The organism is Flavobacterium sp. (genome assembly GCF_044368995.1).
GTDB lineage: Bacteria > Bacteroidota > Bacteroidia > Flavobacteriales > Flavobacteriaceae > Flavobacterium.
The window spans coordinates 1-12,751 of the sequence record NZ_JBIPMS010000042.1 but is presented as its reverse complement, the minus strand read 5'-3'; the positions used below and the strand labels follow the sequence as shown (position 1 = coordinate 12,751).

At 32.2% G+C, this 12,751-nt stretch carries 11 protein-coding genes; all 11 read left to right on the top strand.

What is annotated here, in order from left to right; all coding sequences use genetic code 11:
- On the top strand, positions 1-324 hold a 324-nt coding region (locus ACIQ2I_RS04675), incomplete at its 5' end, for an AIR synthase-related protein (RefSeq protein ID WP_396181272.1).
- A 97-nt stretch (positions 325-421) separates the two neighbouring features.
- The gene (gene guaA / locus ACIQ2I_RS04670) at positions 422-1,951 is read left to right on the top strand and encodes a glutamine-hydrolyzing GMP synthase (RefSeq protein WP_396181271.1); all 1,530 of its coding nucleotides are present in this window, start codon (positions 422-424) and stop codon (positions 1,949-1,951) included.
- A 210-nt stretch (positions 1,952-2,161) separates the two neighbouring features.
- On the top strand, positions 2,162-3,484 hold the full coding sequence (locus tag ACIQ2I_RS04665) for a LysM peptidoglycan-binding domain-containing protein (protein WP_396181270.1): 1,323 nt from the start codon (positions 2,162-2,164) through the stop codon (positions 3,482-3,484).
- Positions 3,484-3,888 (top strand): OsmC family protein, encoded by a 405-nt coding sequence (locus ACIQ2I_RS04660; protein ID WP_396181269.1) that lies wholly within the window; start codon positions 3,484-3,486, stop codon positions 3,886-3,888. The genes ACIQ2I_RS04665 and ACIQ2I_RS04660 overlap by 1 nt, the downstream gene beginning before the upstream one ends.
- Before the next feature lie 79 nt (positions 3,889-3,967).
- Positions 3,968-4,195 (top strand): DUF3820 family protein, encoded by a 228-nt coding sequence (locus ACIQ2I_RS04655; protein ID WP_396181268.1) that lies wholly within the window; start codon positions 3,968-3,970, stop codon positions 4,193-4,195.
- A 128-nt stretch (positions 4,196-4,323) separates the two neighbouring features.
- Positions 4,324-5,931, top strand: coding sequence for a CTP synthase (locus ACIQ2I_RS04650; RefSeq protein ID WP_396181267.1), 1,608 nt, complete (start codon positions 4,324-4,326; stop codon positions 5,929-5,931).
- A gap of 84 nt (positions 5,932-6,015) precedes the next feature.
- Complete coding sequence (gene yidC / locus ACIQ2I_RS04645) at positions 6,016-7,905, top strand: membrane protein insertase YidC (protein WP_396181266.1); 1,890 nt, start codon at positions 6,016-6,018, stop codon at positions 7,903-7,905.
- Between the two features lie 113 nt (positions 7,906-8,018).
- On the top strand, positions 8,019-8,777 hold the full coding sequence (locus ACIQ2I_RS04640; protein ID WP_396181265.1) for a toxin-antitoxin system YwqK family antitoxin: 759 nt from the start codon (positions 8,019-8,021) through the stop codon (positions 8,775-8,777).
- Between the two features lie 13 nt (positions 8,778-8,790).
- A complete protein-coding gene (mnmA, locus tag ACIQ2I_RS04635) occupies positions 8,791-9,978 on the top strand; it encodes a tRNA 2-thiouridine(34) synthase MnmA (protein ID WP_396181264.1) in 1,188 nt (395 codons plus the stop codon).
- A 35-nt stretch (positions 9,979-10,013) separates the two neighbouring features.
- Entirely contained in the window at positions 10,014-11,639 is a 1,626-nt protein-coding gene (locus ACIQ2I_RS04630; RefSeq protein WP_396181263.1) for a S8 family serine peptidase, read from the top strand.
- 13 nt (positions 11,640-11,652) lie between these two features.
- Positions 11,653-12,597 carry an NAD(P)H-dependent flavin oxidoreductase gene (locus ACIQ2I_RS04625; RefSeq protein WP_396181262.1) on the top strand — a complete coding sequence of 315 codons (945 nt, stop codon included), beginning with the start codon at positions 11,653-11,655 and terminating at the stop codon, positions 12,595-12,597.
- Positions 12,598-12,751 lie beyond the last annotated feature (154 nt).

The window sequence follows — 12,751 nt, the reverse complement described above, 5'->3', positions numbered from 1 at the left end:
CACGGAATGGTGCATTGCAGTGGAGGTGCCCAAACAAAGGTACTTCACTTTGTTGAAAACGTTCACGTGATTAAAGATAATTTGTTTCCAGTGCCACCATTATTTAAACTGATTCAAGAAAATTCAAAAACCGATTGGAAAGAAATGTATCAGGTTTTTAATTGTGGCCATCGTATGGAAATTTATGTTCCAAGAGAAATTGCACAAGACATCATCGAAATTTCGAAGTCATTTAACATCGAAGCTCAAATTATTGGAAGAGTTGAACCATCTGATAGTAAAAAGTTAACTATAGTTTCGCAATACGGAACGTTTGAATATTAATAAAATAGTTTCAAGTTTCAAGTTATTTTTGTTTCAAGTTGAGCAAAAGTAACCTGAAACTTCAAACCTGAAACAAAAATAAAACAACAAAACACCAATGAACAACGTATTAATTTTAGATTTTGGGTCTCAATACACCCAATTAATTGCTCGTAGAGTAAGAGAATTAAATATTTTCTGCGAAATTTTTCCTTTTGATAAAATACCTTCCGATTTATCTTCTTATAAAGCGGTAATTTTAGGTGGTAGTCCTTGTTCGATTCGTTCGGAAGAAGTATTGCATCCAGATTTATCTCAAATTAGAGGCATAAAACCTTTATTAGCGGTTTGTTATGGTGCACAATATTTAGCGCATTTTTCGGGTGGAGAAGTTGCCGCATCGAATACAAGAGAATACGGAAGAGCCAATCTTTCATTTATAAAAGAAAACGAAGTTTTTTTAGAAGGTGTTTCAGACAATAGTCAAGTTTGGATGTCGCATTCGGATTCAATTAAGAAATTACCAACAAACGGTGTAAAAATAGCCAGTACAAAAGACGTTGAAAATGCAGCGTATAAAATTGAAGGTGAGACTACTTATGCTATTCAGTTTCATCCAGAGGTTTATCATTCTACTGATGGAAAACAAATGTTAGAAAACTTCTTGGTTAAGATTGCAAAAGTAGCTCAAACCTTTACTCCAAATGCTTTCGTTGAAGAAGTAATTGCTGATATGAAAGCCAAAATTGGTAACGATAAAGTAGTTTTAGGATTATCTGGTGGCGTAGATTCTACAGTAGCTGCGGTAATTTTAAATAAAGCAATCGGTAATAATTTGTATTGCATTTTTGTAAACAATGGATTATTACGAAAAAACGAATACCAAAGTGTTTTGGACCAATACAAAGGAATGGGATTAAATGTGAAAGGAGTGGATGCTTCTCAACGTTTTTATGAAGCATTGGCTGGACTTGACGATCCTGAAGCGAAACGTAAAGCTATTGGAAATGCTTTTATAGAAGTTTTTGACGATGAAGCCAATCAGTTAAAAGATGTAAAATTTTTAGGTCAAGGTACGATTTATCCCGATGTAATTGAATCTGTTTCGGCAACTGGCGGACCTTCAGCAACCATAAAATCGCATCATAATGTAGGTGGATTACCTGATTTTATGAAATTACAAATTGTGGAACCTTTACGCATGTTATTTAAAGATGAAGTACGTAGAGTAGGTGCAACATTAGGAATTGACGCTGAATTATTAGGCCGTCATCCTTTTCCAGGACCAGGTTTGGCGATTCGTATTTTAGGTGACATTACAACTGAAAAAGTGTCGATTTTACAAGAAGTAGATGCTATTTTTATTAATGGTTTAAAAGAACACGGTTTGTACGATAAAGTCTGGCAAGCAGGTGCAATCTTATTACCCGTAAATAGTGTTGGCGTTATGGGCGATGAGCGTACTTACGAAAAAGTAGTCGCGTTAAGAGCTGTAGAATCAACTGACGGAATGACGGCTGATTGGGTACATTTACCTTATGAGTTTTTAATGAAAATATCAAATGAAATCATCAATAATGTGCGTGGTGTAAACCGTGTAGTGTATGACATCAGCTCGAAACCACCAGCCACTATTGAATGGGAATAAAAAAGAAATAACAATTTCAAAAATCTATGGCAATGTCAATATTTAATCTAAAATATGACGTTGCTTTTTTTATTTTGAAATGTTGTAATTGAATTTATAATGCTTATTTTTGAGAAATGATATTGATATTGATATTGATATTGATATTGAATTTATCATTATTCATCTTGGCATTGAAATTGCACCGACATAAAATATAAACCAACCTACATGAAAAACGCATATTATTTATTGATTTTATTTTTGGTAAGTATTACAAATTATGCTCAAACCAAACATACTGTTATTAAAGGTGAAACAATATATAGTATTTCAAAAAAATACAATGTTTCTATTGAAGATATTATTGCCAAAAACCCATCAGCAAAAGATGGTTTAATTGAAGGTGCTTTATTGGTTTTGCCCAAAAGGAGCAATTTATTACCCAACAAAGATTCAGTAATTTTTAAAAAAGAAAAAGTAAGTTTATTAGCAACCGTAAATAAAACCAGAGAAAGAAATTTAGTTTTATTGATGCCTTTTAATATCAATAGAATTGAAAATGATTCTACCAAAACCAAAATCGAATATTTAAAAACAGATAGATTTTTAAATATTACACTTGATTTTTATGCAGGTGCTATAAAAGCAATTGACTCAGCAAAAGTGCTTGGATTGCCTATTAATGCTAAAGTTTACGATGCAGAATCTTCAAAATATTCTTCAAACGTGGCTACATTAATCAAAAATAATGATTTTTCTAATGTTGATGTTGTGATTGGACCTTTCACCAATTCTTTTGTAGAACTTGCTGGGCAATTAGTGGATAAAAAAACGGCCGTTATTTCTCCGTTAACTAATGATGTTGGGGTAGGTGGATCAAATATTTTTTACGCCATGCCAAATGAAAATATTCAAAAAGAGAAATTGATGGCGTATTTAAAATTAAAATCGGATGCTGTTTTTGCTATTCATTCCTCATCAAAATCAAAATTAAGTGCTTATTTTTCAACTAATTATCCAGGAGTGAAATCCTTTAATTTTAATGAAAAAGGAATATTTGATTATTCAATATTAAAATCTAATTTTCAGAAAGGGAAAAAGAATTTTGTGATTTTGGATTCAGATAAAATCATACAAGTCATTTCCGTTGTCAATAATTTACTAAAATTAAAGAAAGAATTTGATATTCAATTGGTAGTTATAGAAAGAAATGAAGCCTTAGATTTTGAAGAAATTTCTTCCAAAAACTTAGCCGCTTTACAAATGTTGTATCCTTCGGCCATTCGTGAGAATGAATCTGTTGAGGCATTAAATTTTGCAAAAACATTTAAAAAAGAGAATAAAGTACAACCCAATCAATATGCGACTCGAGGCTTTGACGTAACTTTTGATGCTATTTTAAGAATGTGTCAGGAAGATGGATTTATTAAATCTGCAGAAAGTCAAATTTCGGAACAAATTGAAAGTCAATTTAATTATATAAACAATACCAATACCGGCGTTTATATGATGTATTATAATTCTGATTTAACCATAAAACAAGCACAATAATGGCAACCTCAAAAGTAACCTATTTAGGAAATTTGCGTACAGCATCTATTCATTTGGCCTCTGGTTCAGAAATTATTTCGGATGCACCCATTGATAACAACGGAAAAGGAGAAGCATTTTCACCAACTGATACAGTAGCAAATGCATTAGCAAGTTGTATGTTTACCGTAATGGGCATTAAAGCGCAAGATTTAAACGTAGATTTTTCAAATTCAACTGCTGAAGTCACTAAAATTATGGGAACCGAACCGCGTCGAATTACTGAAATTCACGTTACTTTTGCAATGAATGTTTCAGTTTCAGATAAAGAAAAATCCATTTTAGAAAAAACCGCTATGACTTGTCCAGTTTTAAATAGTTTACATCCAGAAATAAAAAAGGAAGTAGTTTTTAATTGGATGTGATTTAAATAAATAATAATTTAGAACACAGAAAATAGATTTTCAAATATGTCTTTATTCTATTTTCTATACTCTCAAAAAAATGACCAACCAAGACCAACTCATTAAACTTGCACACTCTATAATGCCTTTTGGAAAATTTAAAGGGCGTTATCTTATTAATTTACCCGAGCAATATGTAGTTTGGTACAAAAATAAAGGTTTTCCTGCAGGAACTTTAGGCGAACAACTTAAATTAGTTTACGAATTAAAACTGAATGGATTAGAAGAATTAATTCATAACATTCAAAAAAAATATCCAAAACCTTAAATTTAATGTAGAATTGACAATTTGACATATGGATAATTGGCTAATTAATATTATATTTGCGTGTTTTTAAATTCAATATCAGAGCGAACATTTTGTATGTTCCTCAAAACAACACAACAAACAGCAACATGAATCAAACAAAATATATTTTCGTTACAGGTGGTGTTACGTCTTCATTAGGAAAAGGTATCATAGCAGCATCTTTAGCAAAATTATTACAAGCCAGAGGTTACAGAGCAACTATTCAAAAATTTGACCCGTATATTAACGTAGATCCAGGAACTTTAAATCCATACGAACACGGCGAATGTTATGTAACGGATGATGGAGCAGAGACAGATTTAGATTTAGGACATTACGAACGTTTTTTGAATGTACCAACATCTCAGGCAAATAATGTTACAACAGGAAGAATTTATTTATCAGTTATTGAAAAAGAACGTCGTGGCGAATTTTTAGGCAAAACAGTTCAAGTTGTGCCTCACATTACCAACGAAATTAAAGAACGTATGCAATTGCTTGGTAATTCAGGCGATTATGATATTGTTATTACAGAAATTGGTGGAACAGTAGGAGATATTGAATCGTTACCTTATATAGAATCTGTTCGTCAACTGGTCTGGGAACTAGGAGAAACTAACGGAATTGTAATTCATTTAACGTTGGTTCCTTATTTGGCAGCTGCAGGTGAATTAAAAACGAAACCTACGCAACATTCTGTGAAAACATTGATGGAAAGCGGTATAAAAGCTGATATATTAGTTTGTAGAACCGAACATGAAATATCCCAAGATTTACGTGAGAAATTAGCCTTGTTTTGTAATGTAAAAAAAGAAGCTGTTATTCAGTCGATTGATGCTTCAACAATTTACAAAGTGCCCAACTTAATGCAAGAAGAAGGTTTAGATAGAGTTGCCTTGCAAAAATTAAATTTACCAGAAAAAGCCACACCAGATTTAAAACTATGGAACGAGTTTTTATATAAATTAGAACATCCAAAACACGAAGTAAATATCGGTTTGATTGGAAAATATGTAGAATTGCAAGATTCTTATAAATCTATTCTAGAAGCATTTATTCACGCTGGAGCCACTCAAGAAACTAAAGTAAATGTAGTAAGTATTCATTCGGAATTTTTAGATAAATCGAATGTAGCTTCAAAACTTAAAGACTTAGACGCAATTTTGGTTGCACCTGGTTTTGGAGAAAGAGGTATTGAAGGTAAAATTGAAGCCATAAAATATGTACGTGAAAATAATATTCCCTTTTTAGGAGTTTGTTTAGGTATGCAGATGGCATCTATCGAATTTGCTAGAAATGTGCTTGGAAAATCAGATGCCAATTCAACAGAAATGAATGCAAATACAAGCTATCCAATTATCAGTTTAATGGAAGAGCAAAAAACCGTTACTGAAAAAGGGGGTACCATGCGTTTAGGTGCTTGGAAATGTAAGATCAAAGAAAATACATTAGCACATAAAATTTACGGAAAAACAAATATATTAGAACGTCACCGTCATCGTTTTGAATTTAACGGTGATTATTTACCAGAAATGGAAGCAGCTGGATTAGTAGCTTCAGGTTCAAATCCAGATACAGGATTGGTGGAAATAATTGAATTACCAAATCACCCTTTCTTTATTGGAGTACAATACCATCCGGAATATAAAAGTACAGTATTAAATCCGCATCCTTTATTTATGGGATTAGTGGCCGCAGCTGTTAAAAATAAGTAAAAACGTTATTTTGTAACGATGATACTTAAAAGAAGACTAATAAAATAAATTTAATACAACTCTGTTTGAGTTACACATTCTATTATGGAAGAAAAAAAATTTGACATAAAGTCGTTAATTGGTTTCTCATTAATCTTCGGAATTTTAATGTGGATGATGTATTCAAATCAACCTACAAAAGAGGACTTAGCCGAAGCAGCCAAAAAAGAACAAGCTGACAAAGAAGCAAAAACACCTAAAAGTATTCCAGCAGTTGCGGCAGTTCAAAATTCTGATCCAACGGCTAAATTAAGCCCTGAAGCATTGTCCAAATTAGGCGCTTTCGCTTATGCGGAAACATTGCCGTCAGCTATTAACGCTACTACTTTATTAGCAAATAGTGTTTTGAGTTTAAAAATAGCCAATAAAGGTGGGTATATTTCTGAGGCAACCATACTAAATCAAGAACAATTTAAGAAAGGTTCAGGAAAAGCGGTCCAAATTATTAAAGATAATAATGCGAATTTTAATTTGTCTTTAACAACCAAAGACGGAAAAGTCGTAAACACAAAGGATTTATATTTTGAACCTAAGCTTTCTAAAGAAGGAAAAAATCAAGTTGTTACGATGCAACTAAAAACAGGTGAAAATCAGTTTTTAGAATACCGTTACGTCATGAAAGAAAAGGACCATATGTTGGAGTTTTCTATTCGTACACAGGGTTTAGAAAATATATTAAACACTTCAAAACCGACAGATTTAGAGTGGAATTTAAAAACCTATCGCAATGAAAAAAGTGTGTCTTACGAGAACAGATACACAGAATTAACTTATGAATTTGATGGTGGAAAAGATGATTATTTGAATGCTACATCCGATAATGAAGACACAGCGGAAGCAGTCACATATGTAGCATTTAAGCAGCATTTTTATACTTCTGTTTTATTAACCAACACGCCATTTAAAAAAGTAGATTTTAAATCTGACAATTTAGTAGATGATGAAAAAGTAGATACTGTTTTTACTAAAAACTTTACAGCAAAAATGCCATTAGAGTTTAAAAACGGCGCTTTAAATTATGACATGAATATGTATTATGGTCCAACAGATTATAAAACATTAAGTGCTTATGATAAAAACCTAGATGAATTGGTTTCATTAGGTTGGGGTGTTTTCGGATGGATTAATATGTTTGTATTTATTCCATTATTTGGTTTATTATCTGGATTTATGTCATACGGAATTGCTATTATCATCTTCACGATTTTAATAAAAATTGCGATGTCGCCTATAACATATAAATCATTTTTGTCGCAAGCAAAAATGAAAGTATTGAAACCAGAAATTGCAGAATTGGGTGAAAAATTCAAAAATAACCCAATGAAAAAACAACAAGAAACAATGGCATTGTATTCTAAAGCAGGTGTAAATCCAATGGCGGGTTGTATTCCTGCTTTAATTCAATTACCATTTATGTATGCCTCGTTTCAGTTTTTCCCCTCTGCTTTTGATTTGAGACAAAAAAGTTTCCTTTGGGCAGACGATTTATCTTCATACGACTCTATTTATAAATTACCATTTAATATTCCTTTTTATGGTGATCACGTAAGTTTATTTCCAATTTTAGCAGCTATTGCCATTTTCTTCTACATGAAAATGACTACTGGAGACCAAGCCATGCAAGCACCACAACAAGAGGGCATGCCAGATATGGGTAAAATTATGAAAATCATGATTTATCTTTCCCCTATTATGATGTTGGTTTTCTTTAATAATTATGGATCAGGATTGAGTTTGTATAACTTTATTTCTAATTTAATTACGATTGGAATCATGTTAGTCATTAAAAAATATGTGGTGGATGAAGAAAAAATACACGCACAAATTCAAGTGAATAAAACGAAACCCAAAACGGAATCGAAATTTCAGAAGCGAATGCGAGAAATAATGGAAAATCAAGAAGCTCAGAAAGCATTAAATCAAAAGAAAAAATAACTTCTTAAAAACCTGTTCTTGTTGAGAACAGGTTTTTTTATACTATTTTTGTAAAACAATCGTTTTAGTATTTTAGTTACAAAAATTTATTTTAAAATTAACTTTATTAACATATGAAAAAACTAATTTTTATTGCTTTTTTAGTAATTGCAAATTTTGTTTTTGCTCAAGACAAATTGAATCAGTTTGACGAAAAAGGCATGCGTCATGGTTTTTGGAAAGGATTTTATGAGGAAAGCAAACGTCCAAGATATGAAGGTGCTTTTGAACATGGAAAAGAAACGGGCACGTTTAAATATTTTGATGATACCAAAGCGGGAACTGTAATCGCAACAAGAGATTTTTCAAAAAGTGATGGTTCATGCTACACCATATTTTTCGATCAAAAAGCAAATAAAGTTAGCGAAGGTGTAGTAATAAATAAACTTTTTGAAGGACAATGGAAATATTACCACCAAGAGTCAAAAGAAATTATGACACTTGAATATTATAAAAACGGGAAGTTAAACGGCTCCAGAAAAGTGTTTTATAAAACCAGTAAATTGGCAGAAGAAATTAATTATCTGGAAGGAAAAAAGAATGGAGTTGGAAAAACATTTGCTGAAAATGGAAAGCAAATCGACCAACATCAATACGTTAATGATTTGTTCGAAGGTATTGCTATTTATTTTGACGGTAATGGAAAAAAATTATATGAAGGAACTTATAAAAATAATGTAAAGGTTGGTATTTGGAAATTTTACGAGAACGACAAAATTGTAAAACAAGTTAAGGCTGAAAAATTTTCAAAGGAATTAAAAAAAATGGAGGAAAAAGCAGTGAAAAAGTTTGCCAAAAGCAAGCCAAAAGAACAAATTGAAGAAGATAAATAATAATAAAACTTAAATGAAAAGAGTAGTAGTCGGACTATCAGGTGGTGTAGATTCAAGTGTAGCAGCCTATCTTTTAAAAGAACAAGGATATGACGTTATTGGACTTTTTATGAAAAATTGGCACGATGATTCCGTAACTATTTCAAATGAATGTCCATGGCTAGAAGATAGTAACGACGCTTTATTGGTAGCAGAAAAATTAGGAATACCTTTTCAAACTGTAGATTTATCCGAACAATACAAAGAGAAAATAGTTGATTATATGTTTTCAGAATACGAAAACGGACGAACACCAAATCCAGACGTATTGTGTAACAGAGAAATTAAGTTTGACGTTTTTATGAAAATTGCTGTTTCTTTAGGAGCAGATTATGTTGCAACTGGACATTATTGTAGAAAAAAAACCATTGTAGTTGACGGAAAACAAGTGCATCAATTGTTAGTTGGAAAAGATGACAACAAAGATCAATCGTATTTTTTATGTCAATTATCGCAAGAACAATTAGTAAAAGCATTATTTCCAATTGGTGAGTTAACCAAACCAGAAGTTAGAGAAATCGCCACTAAAATGGAATTGGTTACGGCTGAGAAAAAAGATTCTCAAGGCTTATGTTTTATTGGAAAAGTGCGTTTACCAGAATTTTTACAACAAAAATTACAACCCAAAGAAGGCGAAATTATTGAAATTACAGCTTCTAATGACATTTATGCAACCGCTATTCCAAATTTTGAAAACACTGAAGCATCATTAGCTTTTTATGCTAAAAATAAAGATTATTCTAGTGCAAATGGAATCGTAAAAGGAAAGCACCAAGGCGCTCATTATTTTACAAATGGGCAACGTCGGGGTTTAAATGTTGGTGGTACAAAAGAAGGCTTATTTGTCATTCAAACGGATGTTGTAAATAATATTATTTATGTTGGAGAAGGCGCCAATCATCCTGGTTTATTTAAAAACGCTTTATTCATAAAAGCCAACGAAGTGCATTGGATTCGTCAAGATTTAAAATTGAATATAGGAGAAACTAAAAATGTAATGGCACGAATTAGATATCGTCAGCCGTTGCAAAAAGCAATTTTACATCAATTTGAAAGCGGGATGTATGTTGAGTTTGAAAAACCGCAATCTGCTATTACTGAAGGACAATTTGTAGCTTGGTATATGGATGATGAATTGCAAGGTAGTGGAGTAATTTCATAAAATAAATTTGCTATATTTGAATACTAATTTTTAATATGAAAAAAATATATCTTTTATTATTTTTAGGAATTATCAACTTGAGTTTTGCTCAAATTGAAGATGCCTGGGTGTATTTTAATAATAAGCCAAGTGCAGCAACTTTTTTAGCTAATCCACTAACTATGTTAACACAACGTGCGTTGGATAGAAGAATTGCTCAAAATATTTCTTTAGATGTTACGGATGTTCCTGTGGAGCAAAGTTATATTACACAAATTGCTGCATCAACTGGTATTACAGTTATGGCAAAATCAAGATGGATGAATGCGTTGCATATTCGAGGTACACAAATCAATATTCAAGCTTTGACCAATCTCAGTTTTGTAAATCATGTCACTTTTGCCAATCATTCCTTAAATCCTGGTGGAAGAGTTGCTCAAAACAATAAAATTTCTTTAGTAAACAAACAATTTGAAACGCAAGTAATTTATAATTATGGCGGTTCCCAAAATCAAATTGAAATGCTTAATGGACATTTATTGCACCAACAAAATTATACTGGTCAAGGTAAAGTTATTGCCGTTTTAGATTCTGGTTTTTTAGGTGTAGATACAGCAATTCCCTTTCAAAATTTAATTACAAACAATCAAATATTAGGTGGATATAATTTTCCTGATCAAAATACTAATTATTTTTTCAGACACAATCACGGTTCGAATGTTTTATCTACTATGGGTGCTTTTGCGGAAGGACAATTAGTAGGTTCAGCTCCAAATGCAAAATATTATTTATTTATTACAGAAGATATTAATTCCGAAAACCCTGTAGAAGAATCGTATTGGGTGGAAGGTGCTGAATTAGCTGATTATTATGGTGCAGATGTAATTAATTCGTCTTTAGGATATTTTGGATACGACAATCCAAATTATTCTCATCAGTATGATGATATGATTGGAAATAAAACATTTGCATCTAGAGGCGCTAATATGGCTTTCAATAAAGGAATTGTAGTAGTAATTAGTGCTGGTAACTCAGGTGCCACATCTGACCCTCATATTGGTTCGCCAGCAGATGCTATTGGCGCATTAACTATTGGTGCTGTAAATAGTATAGAACAATACGCTACCTTTAGTTCCATTGGCCCTTCTTACGATGGACGCGTTAAACCAGATGTTTGTGCCAAAGGTTTAGGTACAACAGTTTGTTCGCCATCAGGGACTATATATAATTCAAGCGGCACTTCATTTTCTAGTCCAGTTATTGCAGGAATGGTAGCTTCATTTTGGTCAGCGGTACCCAATTTAACTGCCCAACAAGTGGTTCAATTTATTAAGCAATCATCAGACAATTATAACAACCCAACCATTCAAAAAGGGTATGGAATTCCAGATTTTCAATTGGCTTTAACTACAGCTTTAAATATGGAAATAATTGCTATGGAAGACCCAAAATATTTTACTGTCTATCCAAATCCAACACAAGATCTTATGTTTTTGCATCTTGAAAATGCTTCTGAAAAAGGAACAATTGAAATCATTAACAATTTGGGGCAAAAAGTAGCTGAAAAAGAATTTGAAGGTGCTTATAACGCCTTTATTGATTTAGAAAATTTACCAAAAGGTATTTACTATTACAGGTACTTATCCACTAAAGAACATGGAGGTAAAATAATTAAGAAATAAGTAGTACAAATAAATGAATAAAATCACACAATTATTTGGAATAGAATATCCAATTATTCAAGGAGGAATGATTTGGAATAGCGGTTATAAATTAGCCAGTGCTGTCAGTAACGCTGGAGGATTAGGACTAATTGGTGCGGGCTCTATGTATCCAGAAGTTTTGCGTGAACACATTCAAAAATGTAAAAAAGCTACCTCAAATCCATTTGGAGTAAATGTACCAATGCTATATCCAAATATTGAGGAAATCATGCAAATTATTGTAGAAGAAGGTGTAAAAATTGTCTTCACTTCTGCAGGAAATCCCAAAACATGGACTTCTTTTTTAAAGGAAAAAGGAATTATAGTTGTTCACGTAGTCAGTAGTTCAAAATTCGCTTTAAAAGCCCAAGAAGCTGGTGTTGATGCTGTTGTTGCTGAAGGTTTTGAAGCTGGAGGACATAACGGTAGAGAAGAAACGACAACGCTTACTTTAATTCCTATGGTGAAAGATAATATTTCAATTCCATTAATTGCAGCTGGTGGAATTGCAACTGGTAAAGGCATGTTAGCCGCTATGGTTTTGGGTGCAGATGGCGTCCAAATGGGAAGTCGTTTTGCTGCTTCAATCGAATCCAGCGCGCATATTGACTTTAAAAAAACCATTTTAGAAACACAAGAAGGCGGAACTTTAGTAACCTTAAAAGAGTTAGCGCCAGTTAGATTAATAAAAAATAAATTTTTTAATGATATTCAAGAAGCTTATGCTAATTGTGCTTCGGTAGAAGATTTAAAAACCTTGTTAGGCAGAGCAAGGGCCAAACGTGGCATGTTTGAAGGCGATTTAGTTGAAGGTGAATTAGAAATAGGACAAATCGCAGGACTAATTCATGATATCCTTCCTGTTCATGCCATAATTTCTAATGTTATTTCTGAGTTTAATTCTGCAAAAATTAGTGTAAACGATATTCAATTTTAATATAATAAAAAATGAAAAAAATAGTTATTTTATTGTTTTTAGGTTTGTTTGCACCATTGGGATTTTCTCAAACTTACCAATTCAAAACAGTTAATTATGCTGTATCTCAAAAGAATGCGAAAGGGGAATGGTCCAAATGGTCTAAAACACAACC